We start from the raw sequence: 15,996 nt of genomic DNA, 5'->3' as shown, positions 1-15,996 counted from the left end.
CCGGGCGCCGCTGCCCGGCCGGGTCGGTCACTGTCCCGAAACCCGCCTCGGGGTACCCTCTGTCGCGATATGAGCATCGAACAGACCTCCCAGAACCCGTCCGCGAAGCCGCGGGTCGCCGTCGTGTTCGGCGGCCGCAGCTCCGAGCACGCCATCTCGGTCTCCACCGCGGGCAGCGTGCTGAGGGCGATCGACCGCGACAAGTACGAGGTGCTGCCGATCGGCATCACCCACGAGGGCCGCTGGGCGCTGGCCAGCGACGAGCCGGCCCGGATGGCGATCACCGACGGCCGGCTGCCGGACGTCGAGCACGTCGCCGAGTCCACCGAGGGCCGGGTCGCGCTGCCGGTCGACCCCGGCAGCCGCGAGGTGGTCTGGAGCGAGCCCGGTGCCACCCCCAAGGCGCTCGGCGAGGTGGACGTGGTCTTCCCGCTGCTGCACGGCCCGTGGGGCGAGGACGGCACGCTGCAGGGCCTGCTGGAGCTCTCCGGGGTGCCGTACGTCGGCAACGGCGTGCTGGCCAGCGCGGCGGGCATGGACAAGGAGTTCACCAAGCGCCTGCTGGCCTCGCACGGCCTCGGCGTCGGGCGGTACACCGTGGTCCGGCCGCGCGAGTGGGAGACCGAGGAGGGCCGGGCCGCGGTCCGCGAGCGCGTGGCCGGCCTCGGCCTGCCGCTGTTCGTGAAGCCCTGCCGGGCCGGCTCCAGCATCGGCATCAGCAAGGTCAAGGACCTCTCCGACCTCGATGCCGCGATCGAGGAGGCGCGCCGCCACGACCCCAAGCTGATCATCGAGGCGGGGGTCTCCGGCCGCGAGCTGGAGTGCGCGGTACTGGAGTTCGAGGACGGCCCCCGGGCGAGCGTCCCGGCCGAGGTGCTGGTCGGCGGCGGCTACGAGTTCTACGACTTCGAGGCCAAGTACATCGACTCCTCCGAGGTCCGGATCCCGGCCGAGCTCACCGCCGGGGAGACCGCCGAGATCCGCCGGCAGGCGATCGAGGCGTTCGAGGCACTCGGCTGCGAGGGTCTGGCCCGGGTGGACTTCTTCCTGCTGGACGACGGCAGCTGGATGGTCAACGAGGTCAACACCATGCCCGGCTTCACCCCGATCTCGGCCTACCCGAAGATGTGGGAGGCCAGCGGGATGTCGTACCCGGAGCTGGTGGACCGGCTGCTGCAGGCGGCGATGCGCCGCTCGACCGGTCTGCGGTAGTCCGCGCCGACGGCACGCGGGGGCGGTCCCGGGGTTCCGGGGCCGCCCCCCGCGCGCCGGTCGGGTCGCGTCCGGTCAGGGGATGGTGGCGGCGACCACGGGGGAGAGCGCGGCGACCACGTCCATCGGGTTGGCGAAGGAGCCCTTGGGCACGGTGAGCTCCACGTACGCCTTGCGCATCGTGACGGTGTAGCGGTAGCCGCCGTCCCCCAGCTCCTGCGGCCACCAGGTCACATCGTCGATCATCGGCGCGACGTCCGTGGCGGCCGGGCCGTTCAGCGCCTCCGGCCGGTCCACGCCGCAGCGCAGCACCACCTTCGGCGAGCTGGCCCAGGCGGCCAGGAACGGCGAGGCGGGGGTCGGGTCCTTGCGGGGGTGGCCGTACAGCTCCTGGGGGAGGGCGTCGGCGAGGGCCCGGCAGTAGCCGGCCGCCTTGGGGGCCGGGTTCGGCGTCTCGATCTTCTCGGGCGTGCTCCAGCTGCCGATCAGTACCACGACGGTGCACGTGAGCGCGGTCGGCACCGCCAGCCACCGGACGGGGGCCGGCAGTGCCGCCAGGAAGCGGGGGGCGCGGAGTTCTCTGGTCACCCGCCGATGGTAAGCGGCTCTTACAGGTGGACCACGGGACAGGTCAGGGTCCGGGTGATGCCCTCGACCTGCTGGACCTTGGCGACGACCAGACGGCCGAGGTCGTCGACGGTGTCGGCCTCGGCGCGGACGATCACGTCGTACGGCCCGGTGACGTCCTCGGCCTGGAGGACGCCGGGGATCCCGGCGATGGTCACGGCGACGGCGCTGGCCTTGCCGACCTCGGTCTGAATCAGGATGTATGCCTGTACCACGGGGACCTCCGGGCGGCTGGATACGGGGATCGCGGCCGTGCTCGCCCGGTCGGGTGTCGGGTGGCGAACGGGCTCAACGGCAGACTGATCACCACGCTACCTCCCGGTGGGCCGGGGAGGGGAGACCTCTGCGCTGTCGGAGGGCGTACGCTGCGCGCGGAGGCGGCGTGGCCGCAGGACGTAGGCGCCCGGCAGGGCGTGACCGGGAGGACGGCAGATGCAGGGGACCGTGGGCGAGCTCGGCGAGTTCGGACTCATCAGGGAGCTGACCGCCCGGGTGCCGCTCACCGACGCGGTCGACCTCGGCCCGGGCGACGACGCCGCCGTGGTGAAGGCCCCGGACGGCCGGGTGGTGGCGACCACGGATGTGCTGATCGAGAACCGGCACTTCCGCCGGGACTGGTCCACCGCGTACGACGTCGGCCGCAAGGCAGCCGCGCAGAACCTCGCCGACGTGGCCGCGATGGGCGCGGTGCCGACCGCGATCCTGCTCGGCCTGGTCGCGCCGGCGGACCTGCCGACCACCTGGGCCACCGAACTGATGGACGGGCTGCGCGACGAGTGCCAGGTGGCGGGCGCGACGGTGGTCGGGGGTGACGTGGTGCGCGGGGACACCATCACGCTCGCGATCACGGCGCTCGGGGATCTCCAGGGGCGCGCGCCGGTGACGCGCGCCGGTGCCCAGGTGGGCGACGTGGTCGCGGTCACCGGCTGGCTCGGCTGGTCGGCGGCGGGCCTGACGGTGCTGCAGCGCGGTTTCCGCTCGCCGCGGGCCTTCGTCGAGGCCCACCGCCGCCCCGAGCCGCCGTACCACGCCGGGCCGTCCGGCGCGGAGCTGGGCGCCACCGCGATGATCGACGTGAGCGACGGGCTGGTGGCCGACCTCGGGCACGTGGCGCTGGCGAGCGGGGTGGACATCGACCTGCGGGCGGCCGACTTCGACGTGCCCGCGCAGATGGCGGACATCGGCCAGGCGGTCGGGGTCGACCCGCTGGTGTGGGTGCTGTCCGGGGGCGAGGACCACGCGATCGTGGCGACCTTCCCGCGCGGGGTCCAACTGCCCGCCCGCTGGCGGGTGGTGGGCGAGGTCGTCGGCCGCTCGCGGGCGGCCAGGGGCGGCCGGGTGACGGTGGACGGCGCGGCCTGGGACCGGGTCGGCGGCTGGGACCACTTCTCGGAGTGACCGGCCCGACCCCCCCACGGGGGACAACGGGACGGCCGGGTCCGGCGGTTGGCGCCCGGCCGGGGCGGCCCGGGGGCCGGGCGGGGGCGTACGACGGGGGCGCGCGACGCTCCCGGGCGCTCGTGCGAACCGGCCCCCGGCGAGGTGTGTGCGTAGGCTGGACCCACAGCCCGGCCACCCGCCTTCCGGATGAGTGGTCTGGACCACTGTGGTCTGAACCACTTGGAGCGGGAGAGCCACCGGCATGCGCATCGGAGTCCTGACCAGCGGCGGCGACTGCCCCGGCCTGAACGCGGTGATCCGCTCCGTGGTGCACCGCGGCACCGATGTGCACGGCGACGAGATCGTCGGCATCGAGGACGGCTTCCTCGGGCTGATCGAGGGCCGCACCCGCCCGGTCTCGCACGACGACGTCACCGGTCTGCTCACCCTCGGCGGCACCGTCCTCGGCTCGGCCCGGGTGCAGCGCGAGCGGATCGCCTGGGCGGTCGAGAACGCCAAGACCCTCGCCCGGGACATCGGCATCGACGCGCTGATCGCGATCGGCGGCGAGGGCACCCTCACCGCCGCCCGGCTGTTCAGCGAGGCCGGACTGCCGGTGGTCGGCGTTCCGAAGACCATCGACAACGACATCGACGCCACCGACGTCACCTTCGGCTTCGACACCGCCGTGCACGTCGCCACCGAGGCGATCGACCGGCTCAAGACCACCGCCGAATCGCACCAGCGGGTGATGGTCGTCGAACTCATGGGCCGCCACACCGGGTGGATCACCCTCACCGCCGGCATGGCGGGCGGCGCGCACGGAATCCTGATCCCCGAGCGGCCGTTCGACATCGAGGGAGTGGCCCGGATGGTCGAGGACCGCTTCGCCCGGGGCAAGAAGTTCGCCATCATCGCGGTCGCCGAAGGCGCCTCCCCGATGCCCGGCACCATGCGCTTCGACCACGGCGAACTCGACCGGTTCGGGCACCGCACCTTCGGCGGGATCGGCAACCGGCTCGCCCACGAGCTGGAGAACCTGCTCGGCAAGGAGGCCCGCCCGGTCATCCTCGGCCACGTCCAGCGCGGCGGCATCCCGACCGCCCGCGACCGCGTCCTCGCCACCCGCTTCGGCTGGCACGCCGTGGAGGCCGTCCACCGGGGCGAGTTCGGTCACTTCACCGCGCTGCGCCGGGGCGACATCCGGCTGGTGCCGATCGCCGACGCGGTGACCCGGCTCAAGACCGTCCCCGAGGTGCGCTGGGCCGAGTCCGAGGCCGTGCTCTGACCGCGTAGGTTGGGGGCCATGTCCTCCACCGCACCTCCCCGCGTGCTCACCGTCGCCGGCTCCGACTCCGGCGGCGGCGCCGGCATCCAGGCCGACCTCAAGGCGATGCTCGCCCTCGGCGTCCACGGCATGAGCGTCGTCACCGCCGTCACCGCGCAGAACTCGCTCGGCGTCCAGGGCTACTGGGAGCTGCCCGCCGAGGCCGTCCGCGCCCAGTTCCGCAGCGTGGTCGACGACATCGGCGTCCAGGCCGTGAAGACCGGCATGCTCGCCTCGATCGAGCTGGTCGAGACCGTCTCCGAGCTGCTGGCGGGCGTCGGCGCCCCGGTCGTGGTGGACCCGGTCGGCGTCTCCAAGCACGGCGACGCGCTGCTCGCCGCCGAGGCCGTCGCCACGGTCCGGGAGCGGCTGCTGCCGGTCGCCACCCTGGCCACCCCCAACCTGCACGAGGTGACCCAGCTCACCGGCCGGACGGTCGAGGGCGAGGACCGGATGCTGGACGCGGCCAAGGCGTTGCTCGACCTCGGGCCGCGCTGGGTGCTGGTGAAGGGCGGGCACCTGGCCGGCGAGGCGGCCGACCTGCTGTACGGGGGCGCGGGGGAGGAGTACTGGTACCGGGCGCCGCGCTACGACAACCGGCACACCCACGGCACCGGCTGCACCCTGGCCAGCGCGATCGCCTCGGGCCTGGCCAAGGGCGAGGAGCTGCCGGCGGCGGTGGCCTCGGCCAAGGAGTACATCACCGGCGCGATCGCCGGCGGCTTCGCGCTCGGCGCCGGCATCGGCCCGGTGGACCACGCCTGGCGCTGGCGCTGAGCACGGCCGGAAAGACCGATGGGCGGGCCCGGGTGGGGCCCGCCCATCGGCGGAACGGTCGGCGGAGCCGCCGGGCAAACAGGAAGCCGGCCCATCCGAGGATGAACCGGCTTGCTGGAGGACCGGCGTACCGGTCTGCGCGTCAGCGCGAGACCTTACCGGCCTTGATGCACGAGGTGCAGACGTTGAGCCGCTTCGGCGTCCGCCCAATCACAGCGCGCACCGTCTGGATGTTGGGGTTCCAACGACGGGGGGTACGGCGGTGAGAGTGGGAGATGCTGTTGCCGAAGCCCGGCCCCTTGCCGCAGACGTCGCAGTTGGCAGCCACAGGAGTCACTCCAAGACTTCAGATCATTTACGTTCGAAAACCCCGCTGGACCAGCGGAGCACTCGCGTGAACCGAACCGGGCCGAAGGGTGAGCCTGAACCTGTTCCAGGCAACCGGAAGAGCATACAACGCTTGCTTCCGTTCGACGAAACTACCATGACCGGGGGGTTGATCGCTCCGGCCGCCGTGTCCGCCGCCGTCGTCCGGGCCCCGATAACCTGCCCGTACCACCCCTCGCCGTTCACCCTCAGGCCATCACGGCGTCCCACTCCGGAGGAGACCTGGTGCTGCACACGCTCGACGCCCCGGCCGTGCGCAGCTGGTGCCAGCTGGCGCTGCGGGCGCTCGGCCAGGCCCGCGAGGAGATCGACGCACTCAACGTCTACCCCGTCCCGGACGGCGACACCGGCACCAATCTGTACCTGACCGTCGAGTCGGCGGCCGCCGCCGTCGAGAGCCGCTTCGCCGAACCGGGCCCCGGCCCCGCGCCCGGCCTGGCCGAGACCGCCCGGGCGATGGCCCGCGGCGCGCTCGTCGGCGCCCGCGGCAACTCCGGGGTCATCCTCGCCCAGTGGCTGCGCGGCACCGCCGAGACCCTCGCCGCCGGCGGCGGCGCCGACCAGTTGCGGGCCGCCCTCCAACGGGCCGCCGACTCCGCCTACCAGGCGGTCGCCGAACCGGTCGAGGGCACCCTGCTGACCGTCGCCCGGATCGCCGCCAGGGAGGCCGCCCGGGCCGGCGACGGTCTCGGCCAGGTCGCCGAGGCCGCCCACCGAGCTGCCAGGGAGGCCCTGCGGCACACCCCGGAGCAGCTCGCCGTCCTCGCCGAGAACGGGGTCGTGGACGCCGGTGGCCGCGGCCTGGTCGCCGTCCTCGGGGCGCTCGCCGACGCGGTCGCCGGACACCAGCCGATGGGGCCGGTCGCGCTCCGCGACGACCTCCGGCCGGTGGAGAGCTGCGGGGTCCACGTGCGCCCGCCGGGCCCCGGCCACCCCGCCTTCGAGGTGATCTACCTGCTGGACGCGCCCGACGAGGCGCTGCCCGCGCTGCGCGAACGGCTCGCCGGGCTCGGGGACTCACTGGTGGTCGGCGGCGGCGACGGCCTGTGGAACGTGCACGTCCACGTCGACGACGCGGGCGCCGCCGTCGAGGCCGGGGTCGGGGCCGGGCGCCCGCACCAGATCCGGATCACCCATTTCGCCGAGGCCGCCGCCCGGTCCGGCGCCGCCGACGGCAGGGGCGAGCCCGAGCGGCGGGCCCGCGCGGTGCTCTCGGTGGTCTCCGGCGCCGGTCTCGCCGAACTCTGCGAACAGGCCGGCGCGGTCGTGCTGCACGCCGAACCCGGCCGCCCGCCGGCCAGCGCCGAACTCACCGCCGCGGTGCGCCGGGCCGCCGCCCGCGAGGTGGTGCTGCTGCTCAACGACCCCGAACTGCGGGCCGCCGCCGGGGCCGCCGCCGACCAGCTGCGCGAGGAGGGGGTGCGGATCGCGGTGCTGCCCACCCGCTCGCCGGTCCAGGGGCTGGCCGCGCTGGCCGTGCACGAGGCCGGCCGGCGCTTCGACGAGGACGTGGTCGCGATGACCTCGGCGGCCGGCGCCACCCGGTACGCCGAACTGGCCGTCGCCGAGGGCGAGTCCTGGACCATGGCCGGGGTCTGCCAGGCCGGCGACGTGCTGGGGCTGATCGACGGGGACGTCGCGGTGATCGGCACCGGGCTGGCCGAGGTCGGCACGAGCGTGCTGGACCGGATGCTCGGCGGCGGCGGCGAACTGGTCACCCTGGTCCTCGGCGAGGGCGCCCCCGAGGGCCTCGCCGAACGGCTGGTCGCCCACGCCCGGCACAGCCGCCCCGAGGTGGACGCGGTGGTCTTCCACGGCGGCCAGGAGTCGGCGCCGCTGCTCATCGGCGTCGAGTGAGCCGACCGACCTGGCCGGGTGCGGGCCGCGTTGTCGGTCCGGTGGTGTAAACAGGGGCCTGATGGGCGCTCTCGATGAACCACTGACCAAGCTCGTCGGCGACCGGACCGCCAAGGTGCTCGCCGACAGCCTCAAGCTGCGCACGGTCGGGGACCTGCTGCACCACTATCCGCGCCGCTACGTCGAGCGGGGCCAGCTCACCAGTCTGGACGAGCTGGAGGTCGACGAGCACGTCACCGTGCTGGCCCGGATCGAGAAGGTCACGCTGATCCCCTTCCGCGGCCGCAAGGGCGACCGGCTGGAGGTGGTGGTCACCGACGGCCGGGGCCGGCTCACGCTGGTCTTCTTCAACCAGGGCTGGCGGCAGAAGGAGCTGCGACCGGGCCTTCAGGGCCTGTTCGCGGGCAAGGTCGGGGTGTTCAACCGGGCCCGTCAGCTGGCCTCCCCCGACTACCAGCTGCTCGACGACACGGACGGCGACGGCGCCGCCGCCCGGTTCGCCGGCCGGCTGATCCCGGTCTACCCGGCCAGCGCCCAGATGCCCAGCTGGAAGCTCTCGCTCTGCGTGGAGACGGCGCTCACCAAGCACGTTTCCGACGTCGGCGAGCCGCTGCCGCTCGAACTCCGCGACCGGCACGGGCTGATCCCGCTGCCCGAGGCGCTCGAACTGATCCACCGCCCGCAGAGCCAGGCCGACCGGGAACGCGCCCAGGACCGGCTCCGCTGGGACGAGGCGTTCGTCCTCCAGGTCGCCCTCGCCCAGCGCCGGGCCGCCGACGCCGCCCTGCCCGCCAAGCCGCGCGAGGCCCGCCCCGGCGGCCTGCTGGACGCCTTCGACGCCCGGCTGCCGTTCACCCTCACCGAGGGCCAGCGCACGGTCTCCGCCGAGATCGCCGCCGACCTGGCGAGCGAGCACCCCATGCACCGGCTGCTCCAGGGCGAGGTCGGCTCCGGGAAGACCCTGGTGGCGCTGCGGGCCATGCTGGCCGTGGTCGACGCGGGCGGGCAGGCGGCGCTGCTCGCGCCCACCGAGGTGCTGGCCCAGCAGCACCACCGGTCGATCGTGGAGATGATGGGCGACCTCGCCGAGGGCGGCCTGCTCGGCGGCTCCGACCTGGGCACCCGGGTGGTGCTGCTGACCGGGTCGATGGGCGTGCCCGCCCGGCGGCAGGTGCTGCTCGACATGGCCTGCGGGGACGCCGGTATCGCGATCGGCACCCATGCCCTGATCGAGGACAAGGTGCAGTTCCAGGACCTCGGCCTGGTCGTGGTCGACGAGCAGCACCGGTTCGGCGTCGAGCAGCGGGACGCGCTGCGGGCCAAGGGCGAGCAGCCGCCGCACCTGCTGGTGATGACGGCGACCCCGATCCCGCGCACGGTCGCGATGACCGTCTTCGGGGACCTGGAGACCTCGGTGCTGGACCAGCTCCCGGCCGGGCGCTCGCCGATCTCCACCCATGTGGTGCCGGCGGTGGAGAAGCCGAACTTCCTGACCCGGGCCTGGGAGCGGGTCCGCGAGGAGGTGGCCAAGGGCCATCAGGCGTACGTGGTCTGCCCCCGGATCGGGGACGAGGAGCCGGAGCCGGCGAAGGGCGCGAAGCGCAAGCGGCGTCCGGCGGAGGACTTGGAGGAGCTGCTCGACGACGCGCCGGACCAGGGGGCGGCGGCCGAGGGCGACCGGCGGCCCCCGCTGTCCGTGGTGGAGACGACCGCGAAGCTGGTGGCGGGTCCGCTGGCCGGGCTGCGGGTGGAGATCCTGCACGGCCGCCTGGCGCCGGAGGCCAAGGACGAGGTGATGCGCCGGTTCGCCGCAGGTGAGGTGGACGTCCTGGTCGCCACCACGGTGATCGAGGTCGGGGTGAACGTGCCGAACTCCACCGCGATGGTGATCATGGACGCGGACCGGTTCGGCGTCTCCCAGCTGCACCAGCTGCGGGGCCGGGTCGGGCGCGGCTCCGCCCCGGGGCTCTGCCTGCTGGTCACCGACATGCCGGCGGCCAGTCCCGCCCGGGCCCGGCTGGACGCGGTGGCGGAGACCCTGGACGGCTTCCGGCTGTCCCGGATCGACCTCGAACAGCGCCGCGAGGGCGATGTGCTGGGCCAGGCGCAGTCCGGGGTGAAGTCCTCGCTCAAGGTGCTCTCGGTGCTGGAGGACGAGGAGGTCATCGTGACCGCCCGGGCCGAGGCCACCCGGCTGGTCGCCGAGGACCCGGACCTCACCGCCCATCCGGACCTGCGCACGGCCCTGGAGAGCCTGCTGGACGAGGACCGCGCGGCCTACATGGAGAAGGGCTGACCGGCCCGTCCGCCGGGCCCGCCGCCGGGCCCGATTGTCAGACCCCCGGGAGAGAATGAAGGTGTTCGGGACGCACCCCCAAGGTGCGCTCCTGACACCACACTTGGGGGTTTAGCCATGGCATTCCGTCATCTCAACGAGCTCCCGCTCGGCGACAAGGTCTTCCGGATCGAACTCGCCAGCGACGACGACCGCGAGGTCACCCTCACCCTGGCCGGCTGGCGCGAGGGCGCCGCCGCCACCCCGCTCGCCTCCGGCAAGCTGCGACTCCCGGTCGAGGACGTCGCCTCGCTGCGGATCGCGCTCAACCGCGCGCTCCGGGCCCTGGCGATCGTCGCCGACGTCTCCGAGCCCATCCCCGACCGCGACGTGCTGCGCGAGCTCTACCCCGGCCACGGCGCCCCCTGGGTGCCGCAGCACGAGGAGGAGCTGGTCCGGCGCTTCCACGAGAGCGAGACCGTCGCCCGGATCGCCGCCCGCTTCGGCCGCACGCCGGACTCCGTCCGCACCAAGCTGCGCGAGCTCGGCCACGACCCGCGCCGTCCCGAGTACTGCCCGCCCGACGGCTGCCTGTCCTGGTCCCGCTACGCCTCGCCCTCGCTGCTCGGCGCGGCGGCCCCGGACCGGGCGGCCGGCTCCGAGGCGAGCTGACCCGACCGGGGCACCACCGGAGGGGCGTCCCGCGCGGGCGCCCCTCCGGCGTGAGCGGAGGGCGGTGATCGGGATAGCGTGGTCGGGCAGCGACGAAAGGACCCCCCACCACCATGACCCGCGTGATCGCCGGGGCGGCCGGCGGCCGCCGACTGGCCGTACCGCCCGGCCGGGGCACCCGGCCGACCTCCGACAAGGCCCGGGAGGCGATGTTCTCCACCCTGGAGGCGCTGCGCGGCACCCTGCACGGCGCCCGGATGCTGGACCTGTTCGGCGGATCGGGCGCGGTCGGCCTGGAGGCGCTCTCGCGCGGGGCGGCGCACGTGCTGCTGGTCGAGGCGGACGCCCAGGCGGCCCGGGTGATCCGGGAGAACGTCCGGACGGTCGGTCTGCCGGGTGCGCTGGTGCAGGCGGCCAGGGCCGAGAAGGTCGTCGCCGGGCCGGCCCCGGAGGCGCCGTACGACCTGGTCTTCCTCGACCCGCCGTACGTGATGACGGACGACGAGGTCCGGGAGATGCTGGTCACACTGTCGGCCGGGGGCTGGCTCGCGGAGGACGTGCTCGTCACCGTGGAGCGCAGCACCCGCGGTGGCGCGTTCGGCTGGCCGGAGGGTTTCGAGGAGCTGCGCTCCCGTCGCTACGGCGAGGGCACGCTCTGGTACGGTCGCGCCGCCGACGAGACCCGCGACCACTCCTAGCGGTCGTCGGACCACCGCTGGCGGGCCCGGGCCCGCAGCATTCCCGTCACCCCACGAGGGAGCACACACGCCATGCGCCGCGCCGTCTGCCCCGGGTCCTTCGACCCGATCACCAACGGTCACCTCGACATCATCGAGCGGGCCTCGAAGCTGTACGACGTGGTGCACGTCGCGGTCGCGATCAATCGCAACAAGCAGGGCATGTTCAGCATCGAGGAGCGGATCGCCCTCATCGAGGAGACCACCGCCCAGTACGGGAACATCGTGGTCGAGTCGCACCTCGGCCTGCTGGTGGACTTCTGCCGGGAGCGGGACATCCCGGCGATCGTCAAGGGCCTGCGCGCGGTCAGCGACTTCGACTACGAGTTGCAGATGGCCCAGATGAACCACGGCCTGACCGGCGTCGAGACGCTCTTCGTACCGACCTCGCCGACGTACAGCTTCCTTTCCTCGACCCTGGTGAAGGAGGTCGCCTCCTACGGCGGCGACGTCTCGCACCTGCTGCCGGAGACGGTGCACCGCCGGCTGGTCGAGCGGATCGCCGAGCGGCGCGCCCAGCAGTAGCGGGCGGCCCGGCGGACGGCGGTCGCCCGGCGGGGACCGGCCCGGGGTGACCGGCCGTCCGTTTCTGCCGGTTCGTCACGGTATGTCGGGCAGGTGGCGGAGCGGCCCGGTCCAGGCGTTGTGAGCTCGCCCGGCGCTGGCCGTACAGTCTGTGTTCCAGCCCTGCGGTGACGTCCACCGCGCCGGGCGCTGCCTCCGCCGGACCTCGGCGGCACACGGAAAGACGAATCCCCGTGGACGTGCAGAACAAGGTCGACGAGATCGTGGCGGCCGTCGAGAGCGCCCGCTCGATGCCCATGTCGGCCTCCTGCGTGGTGAACCGCGCCGAGCTGATCAGCCTGCTCCAGGACCTCAGGTCGGCCCTGCCGACCGAGCTGGCCCAGGCACAGTCGGTGATGGCCGACCACGACTCGATGGTCGCCGGAGCCCAGGCCGAGGCCGACCTGATCATCCAGGGCGCGCACGCCGAGCGCGGTTCGCTGATCTCCGACACCGAGGTGGTCCGGCGCGCCCAGGCCGAGGCGGACCGGATCCTCGCCGAGGCCCGCGCCGAGGTCGAGACCAAGCGCACCGAGGCCGACGACTACGTGGACAGCAAGCTGGCCAACTTCGAGGTCGTGCTCACCAAGACGCTGGGCGCGGTCGGCCGCGGCCGCACCAAGCTGCGCGGCGACAACAGCGTCTTCGAGGTCGAGTACGACGGCGAGACCGACGGCGAGGAGTTCCGGCCGCAGCGGATCAGCCCGAGTCCCGAGGTCGACGAGTACGTCGATGTGAAGCTCGCCACCCTGGAGAACGTGCTCAGCGCGACCCTGGAGGCGGTCGGCAAGGGCCGCGACAAGCTGACCGGAAAGCGCCCGATCGACGACCTCGGCGCCTACCTGGCCGCCGCCGACGAGGCGCAGCAGGCCAAGGAGCGGGCGGAGGCGGTCGCGGCCGGCTTCGCCGGGGACCCGGACGGCAGCGAGCTGGCCTGGTACCGCGAGGAGGTGCCGCAGCAGCAGACCTGGCCGGAGCAGACCCCGGCCGCGGCCGGCTGGCAGGCGCCCGGCGCGGACCAGTACGCGGTGGCCCAGCAGGGCGGCGCCCAGTACGCCGACGTGTACGGCGGCGGCTACGACCCGGCCGCCGGCCAGGGCGCGGACCCGTACGGCGGCCAGTGGGGCCACCAGCAGGGCCAGGAGGCCGGCGGGTACCAGCAGCAGCACCAGGGCTACCCGGACGGCCAGCAGGCCGGCTACGCCTACCCGGCCCAGCAGCAGGGCTACGAGCAGCAGCAGTACGGCGGTGGCGGCTACGACTACCCGCAGCAGCCGGGCAGTCCGCCGGCGCCGGTGCCGCAGCAGAACCAGGCCGGACTGGACGAGACCAGCTTCTTCGACACCAGCATGATCGACATGACCCGGCTGCGGGAGCTCGGCGGCCGGTAGCGGAGCGCGTCCCCGGCTCCCGGCCCCCGCGGCCGGGAGCGGAGTTGGGCCTGACGGGAGACTCGGGTAGTCTGACCACTCCGGCCTCTCCGTGTCGGGCCGCAGGTCTGCCCGCGAACCGCCCGACGAGCAGCGCCGCGCACCAGATCCCCCTCAGGAAGTCAGGACATCTTGAACCGCCTCGACCACCGCGACCCCCTCGTGTTCGACACGCACGAGCTGGGCCGTCGTCCGGGTGCGCTGCGCAAGGTGTCCCGCACCCTGGAGGCCCCCGAGGGCCTGGGGATCATCGACGTGATCGGCGTCCCGGAGAAGAGCGGGATCGAGCTGGACCTCCGCCTGGAGTCCGTGGTCGAGGGCGTGCTGGTCACCGGCACCGCCGCGACCGAGGTCGAGGGCGAGTGCGTCCGGTGCCTGGAGCCCGTCGAGTTCGACCTCGACGTGGACTTCCAGGAGCTGTACTACTACCCGGAGTCCGACGAGCGCCACCGCGCCCGGACCTCCGGGACCGAGGATCTCGACGAGGACTCGGAAGACGAGACTTACCGCCTGGAGGGCGATTTCTTCGACCTCCGGCCGGTGCTGCGTGACGCGGTGGTGCTCGCACTGCCGCTGCAGCCGGTGTGCCAGGAAGACTGCCTGGGCCTGTGCTCCGAATGCGGGGCGCGCCTGAGTGACGACCCGGCGCACCACCACGATGCCGCCGACCCCCGGTGGGCGGCTCTGCAGGGACTCTCCGCCGCCCCCGGCGACGAGGGTGACGGAACCAAGAACAGCGGTACCCGTGAGGGTCTCGCCGAGAACCAGGAGAAGTAGCCGTGGCTGTTCCGAAGCGGAAGATGTCGCGCAGCAACACGCGCCACCGCCGTTCCAACTGGAAGGCCGTTGTCCCGGCCCTCGTGGCGTGCGACCGCTGCCACGAGCCGAAGCTGGGCCACATCGCGTGCCCCAGCTGCGGCACGTACAACCGTCGCCAGGTCCTCTCGGTCTGATCGGCGGGTGTACGGATCGATGTCGGACGGTAACTCTTCCCGCAAGGCGACCAGCGCACCGAAGTCTCCTTCGGGCGGTGGGAAGGCCGGCGGGCCGGCTTCGACCGAATACGACGTCCTGGAAGGGCGCCTCGGGTACACGCTCGAGCGCGCCCTTCTGGTGCGTGCCCTGACCCACCGCTCGTACGCGTACGAGAACGGTGGCCTGCCCACCAACGAGCGCCTGGAGTTCCTCGGCGACTCGGTGCTGGGCCTGGTGGTGACCGACACCCTCTACCGCGTCCACCCGGACGTTCCCGAGGGCACGCTCGCCAAGCTGCGCGCCGCGGTGGTCAACTCGCGCGCGCTCGCCGATGTCGGCCGGGGTCTGGACCTCGGTGTGTTCATCCGGCTGGGCAAGGGCGAGGAGGGTACCGGCGGCCGCGACAAGTCGTCGATCCTCGCCGACACCGTCGAGGCGGTCATCGGCGCGGTCTACCTGGACCAGGGTCTGGACGCCGCGACCGAGTTCGTCCACCGCCTGTTCGACCCGCTGATCGAGGAGTCCTCTCAGCTGGGCGCGGGCCTGGACTGGAAGACCAGCCTCCAGGAGCTCACCGCCTCGGTGGGCATCGGAGTGCCCGAGTACGTGGTCGAGGAGTCCGGTCCGGACCACGAGAAGACTTTCACCGCGGCGGCCCGGGTGGCCGGCGAGGACTTCGGCAGCGGCGTCGGCCGCTCGAAGAAGGAAGCCGAGCAGAAGGCCGCCGAGAGCGCCTGGCGGGCGATCAAGGAGAAGCACGCCGACCGGCTGCCGAGCGGCGCCTGAGCACGCAGTAGCCTTCCTCCTGCAGAGCCGAGTCCGTTCCGCAGGAGGCGTGTTCCCGTGCCCGAACTTCCCGAGGTCGAGGTCGTCCGCCGAGGTCTGGCGAACTGGGTCGCCGGGCGGACGGTGGCCGACGTCGAGGTGCTGCACCCGCGCGCGGTCCGCCGTCAGCCGGCCGGTGCGGCGGACTTCGCGGCCCGGCTCACCGGCACCACCCTCGGCACCGCGCAGCGCCGCGGCAAGTACCTCTGGGTGCCGCTGGCCGGCCCGGGCAGGCCGGCGGCGGGCGGGGAATTCTCGCTGATCGGCCACCTCGGGATGAGCGGCCAACTCCTCGTCCAGGACCCGACCGTGCCGGACGAGACGCATCTGCGGGTCCGGCTGCGCTTCACCGACGGCGGGCGCGAGCTGCGCTTCGTCGACCAGCGGACCTTCGGCGGCCTGGCGGTCGAGGAGGCCGAGGACGGCGATCCCGAGGGCACCCCGGTCTCCATCGCGCACATCGCCCGCGACCCGCTCGACGCCCGGTTCGACGACGCGGCCTTCGTCGCGGCGCTGCGCGCCCGGCGCACCACGGTCAAGCGGGCGCTGCTGGACCAGACGCTGATCAGCGGGGTCGGCAACATCTACGCGGACGAGGCGCTGTGGCGCTCCCGGCTGCACTACGACCGGCCGGCCGCGACGCTCACCCGGCCGCAGGCGGCGCTGCTGCTGGCGAACTCCCGCGAGGTCATGGCGGCGGCGCTGGCGGTCGGCGGTACCAGCTTCGACAGCCTGTACGTCAATGTGAACGGCGAGAGCGGTTACTTCTCCCGGGACCTGGACGCCTACGGCCGGGAGGACGAGCCCTGCCGGCGCTGCGGTACCGCGATCCGGCGGGCCTCCTGGATGAACCGGTCCAGCTACTTCTGCCCCCGCTGCCAGCGCGTTCCGCGGGTGCGCGACGGGGGCTGACCGGGGGAGGGGCCGACGGGGGCCGCGGGGGACCGCCCC

Annotated in this window: 17 protein-coding genes; 14 read left to right on the top strand and 3 right to left on the bottom strand. The window is 73.6% G+C overall.

All coding sequences use genetic code 11. The annotated features are described in order from the left end of the window. The first annotated feature begins 69 nt into the window (after window positions 1-69). Window positions 70-1,212 carry a D-alanine--D-alanine ligase family protein gene (locus ACIQ9P_RS35565; RefSeq protein ID WP_402365656.1) on the top strand — a complete coding sequence of 381 codons (1,143 nt, stop codon included), beginning with the start codon at window positions 70-72 and terminating at the stop codon, window positions 1,210-1,212. A 75-nt stretch (window positions 1,213-1,287) separates the two neighbouring features. Here the strand turns inward: ACIQ9P_RS35565 and ACIQ9P_RS35560 are convergent, their stop codons facing one another. Continuing rightward, window positions 1,288-1,800, bottom strand: a complete 513-nt coding sequence (locus tag ACIQ9P_RS35560; protein WP_402365654.1) for a DUF3515 domain-containing protein — start codon at window positions 1,798-1,800, stop codon at window positions 1,288-1,290. 20 nt (window positions 1,801-1,820) lie between these two features. After that, window positions 1,821-2,054 (bottom strand): Lrp/AsnC family transcriptional regulator, encoded by a 234-nt coding sequence (locus ACIQ9P_RS35555; protein WP_402365652.1) that lies wholly within the window; start codon window positions 2,052-2,054, stop codon window positions 1,821-1,823. Window positions 2,055-2,271: 217 nt separating this feature from the next. On the opposite strand from ACIQ9P_RS35555, the gene ACIQ9P_RS35550 reads away from it, so the two are divergent. The 3 genes from ACIQ9P_RS35550 (at window position 2,272) to thiD (ending at window position 5,323) form a co-directional block, all read left to right on the top strand. Further along, window positions 2,272-3,237, top strand: coding sequence for a thiamine-phosphate kinase (locus ACIQ9P_RS35550; RefSeq protein ID WP_402365651.1), 966 nt, complete (start codon window positions 2,272-2,274; stop codon window positions 3,235-3,237). A 244-nt stretch (window positions 3,238-3,481) separates the two neighbouring features. Continuing rightward, complete coding sequence (locus ACIQ9P_RS35545) at window positions 3,482-4,507, top strand: 6-phosphofructokinase (protein ID WP_402365649.1); 1,026 nt, start codon at window positions 3,482-3,484, stop codon at window positions 4,505-4,507. A gap of 18 nt (window positions 4,508-4,525) precedes the next feature. Next, window positions 4,526-5,323, top strand: coding sequence for a bifunctional hydroxymethylpyrimidine kinase/phosphomethylpyrimidine kinase (gene thiD / locus ACIQ9P_RS35540; protein WP_402365647.1), 798 nt, complete (start codon window positions 4,526-4,528; stop codon window positions 5,321-5,323). Between the two features lie 142 nt (window positions 5,324-5,465). Here the strand turns inward: thiD and rpmB are convergent, their stop codons facing one another. Continuing rightward, complete coding sequence (gene rpmB, locus ACIQ9P_RS35535) at window positions 5,466-5,651, bottom strand: 50S ribosomal protein L28 (RefSeq protein ID WP_014138233.1); 186 nt, start codon at window positions 5,649-5,651, stop codon at window positions 5,466-5,468. Between the two features lie 284 nt (window positions 5,652-5,935). On the opposite strand from rpmB, the gene ACIQ9P_RS35530 reads away from it, so the two are divergent. The 10 genes from ACIQ9P_RS35530 to mutM all read left to right on the top strand — a co-directional run bounded on the left by ACIQ9P_RS35530 (window position 5,936) and on the right by mutM (window position 15,957). After that, window positions 5,936-7,567: a DAK2 domain-containing protein gene (locus tag ACIQ9P_RS35530; RefSeq protein ID WP_402365645.1), complete on the top strand. Its 1,632-nt coding sequence runs from the start codon at window positions 5,936-5,938 to the stop codon at window positions 7,565-7,567. A gap of 61 nt (window positions 7,568-7,628) precedes the next feature. Beyond that, window positions 7,629-9,863, top strand: coding sequence for an ATP-dependent DNA helicase RecG (recG, locus tag ACIQ9P_RS35525; RefSeq protein WP_402365643.1), 2,235 nt, complete (start codon window positions 7,629-7,631; stop codon window positions 9,861-9,863). Between the two features lie 117 nt (window positions 9,864-9,980). Beyond that, a complete protein-coding gene (locus ACIQ9P_RS35520) occupies window positions 9,981-10,514 on the top strand; it encodes a hypothetical protein (RefSeq protein WP_030396714.1) in 534 nt (177 codons plus the stop codon). Between the two features lie 113 nt (window positions 10,515-10,627). Then, on the top strand, window positions 10,628-11,212 hold the full coding sequence (rsmD, locus tag ACIQ9P_RS35515; protein ID WP_402365641.1) for a 16S rRNA (guanine(966)-N(2))-methyltransferase RsmD: 585 nt from the start codon (window positions 10,628-10,630) through the stop codon (window positions 11,210-11,212). Window positions 11,213-11,284: 72 nt separating this feature from the next. Further along, window positions 11,285-11,776, top strand: coding sequence for a pantetheine-phosphate adenylyltransferase (gene coaD, locus ACIQ9P_RS35510; RefSeq protein ID WP_375927063.1), 492 nt, complete (start codon window positions 11,285-11,287; stop codon window positions 11,774-11,776). Window positions 11,777-12,009: 233 nt separating this feature from the next. After that, window positions 12,010-13,206 carry an ATP synthase F0 subunit B gene (locus ACIQ9P_RS35505; protein WP_402365639.1) on the top strand — a complete coding sequence of 399 codons (1,197 nt, stop codon included), beginning with the start codon at window positions 12,010-12,012 and terminating at the stop codon, window positions 13,204-13,206. A gap of 171 nt (window positions 13,207-13,377) precedes the next feature. Next, window positions 13,378-14,022, top strand: coding sequence for a YceD family protein (locus ACIQ9P_RS35500; protein ID WP_402365637.1), 645 nt, complete (start codon window positions 13,378-13,380; stop codon window positions 14,020-14,022). Window positions 14,023-14,024: 2 nt separating this feature from the next. After that, entirely contained in the window at window positions 14,025-14,198 is a 174-nt protein-coding gene (rpmF, locus tag ACIQ9P_RS35495) for a 50S ribosomal protein L32 (protein WP_030056747.1), read from the top strand. A gap of 19 nt (window positions 14,199-14,217) precedes the next feature. After that, window positions 14,218-15,006, top strand: coding sequence for a ribonuclease III (gene rnc, locus ACIQ9P_RS35490; protein ID WP_093860396.1), 789 nt, complete (start codon window positions 14,218-14,220; stop codon window positions 15,004-15,006). A 57-nt stretch (window positions 15,007-15,063) separates the two neighbouring features. Next, the gene (gene mutM / locus ACIQ9P_RS35485; protein WP_402365635.1) at window positions 15,064-15,957 is read left to right on the top strand and encodes a bifunctional DNA-formamidopyrimidine glycosylase/DNA-(apurinic or apyrimidinic site) lyase; all 894 of its coding nucleotides are present in this window, start codon (window positions 15,064-15,066) and stop codon (window positions 15,955-15,957) included. Window positions 15,958-15,996 lie beyond the last annotated feature (39 nt).

Source organism: Kitasatospora sp. NPDC094019, from assembly GCF_044764505.1.
GTDB lineage: Bacteria > Actinomycetota > Actinomycetes > Streptomycetales > Streptomycetaceae > Kitasatospora.
The sequence above is the reverse complement of the archived record's forward strand: the minus strand, read 5'-3'. Positions and strand labels throughout refer to the sequence as shown.

What these genes read in the sequence shown, in the direction of transcription:
- ACIQ9P_RS35565 (WP_402365656.1), top strand. Translation starts at nt 70, where the DNA reads ATGAGCATCGAACAGACCTCCCAGAACCCGTCCGCGAAGCCGCGGGTC.
- ACIQ9P_RS35550 (WP_402365651.1), top strand. Translation starts at nt 2,272, where the DNA reads ATGCAGGGGACCGTGGGCGAGCTCGGCGAGTTCGGACTCATCAGGGAG.
- ACIQ9P_RS35545 (WP_402365649.1), top strand. Translation starts at nt 3,482, where the DNA reads ATGCGCATCGGAGTCCTGACCAGCGGCGGCGACTGCCCCGGCCTGAAC.
- thiD (WP_402365647.1), top strand. Translation starts at nt 4,526, where the DNA reads ATGTCCTCCACCGCACCTCCCCGCGTGCTCACCGTCGCCGGCTCCGAC.
- recG (WP_402365643.1), top strand. Translation starts at nt 7,629, where the DNA reads ATGGGCGCTCTCGATGAACCACTGACCAAGCTCGTCGGCGACCGGACC.
- ACIQ9P_RS35520 (WP_030396714.1), top strand. Translation starts at nt 9,981, where the DNA reads ATGGCATTCCGTCATCTCAACGAGCTCCCGCTCGGCGACAAGGTCTTC.
- rsmD (WP_402365641.1), top strand. Translation starts at nt 10,628, where the DNA reads ATGACCCGCGTGATCGCCGGGGCGGCCGGCGGCCGCCGACTGGCCGTA.
- coaD (WP_375927063.1), top strand. Translation starts at nt 11,285, where the DNA reads ATGCGCCGCGCCGTCTGCCCCGGGTCCTTCGACCCGATCACCAACGGT.
- rnc (WP_093860396.1), top strand. Translation starts at nt 14,218, where the DNA reads ATGTCGGACGGTAACTCTTCCCGCAAGGCGACCAGCGCACCGAAGTCT.